Annotated in this window: 1 protein-coding gene; it reads left to right on the forward strand. The window is 59.5% G+C overall.

What is annotated here, in order from left to right; translation table 11 throughout:
• Positions 1-129: 129 nt before the first annotated feature.
• The coding region (locus ABWW33_RS33000) for a transposase (protein ID WP_353405626.1) at positions 130-561 on the forward strand (432 nt) is incomplete at its 3' end.

A 561-nucleotide genomic window follows, 5' to 3' on the forward strand; every position in this document is an offset into this window, starting at 1 on the left:
GTGTCCCCAGGCGTGGTGTATGAAGTTGGTGCCGAGTTCGGCGCCGAGGCTTGAGCAATGATGAGGCGGCCATCGTGATTCATGAGTAGGTTGGGGTTACCAGACCTTAACCACTCAGAGGAAATCACGATGACCACGCCCACTACTATGGCATTGACGGAGCTCGCCGCAAAGGGAGCCGATGCCGATTTCATCAAACAAACGCTTCAATTTGCCTTGCAACGGCTCATGGAGATGGATGTCGAGGCGCTTTGCAAGGCCGCCTATGGCGAGCGCAGCGACGAACGCATCAACAGCCGCAACGGCTACCGCGACCGCGCCTGGGAAACCCGCGCCGGCACTGTCGACCTCAAAATCCCCAAACTGCGCAGCCGCAGTTATTTCCCCGGTTTTCTGGAGCCCCGCCGGACCGCAGAGAAGGCGCTGACGGCGGTGATCCAAGAGGCCTACATCCAAGGCATCTCGACGCGGTCGGTCGATGAACTGGTCAAGGCCATGGGCATGAGCGGCGTCTCCAAGAGTCAGGTGTCACGTCTGTGTCAGGAGATCGACGTACGCGTG

This window comes from Duganella hordei (assembly GCF_040369125.1).
In the GTDB taxonomy this organism is placed as follows: Bacteria; Pseudomonadota; Gammaproteobacteria; order Burkholderiales; family Burkholderiaceae_D; genus Rugamonas; species Rugamonas hordei.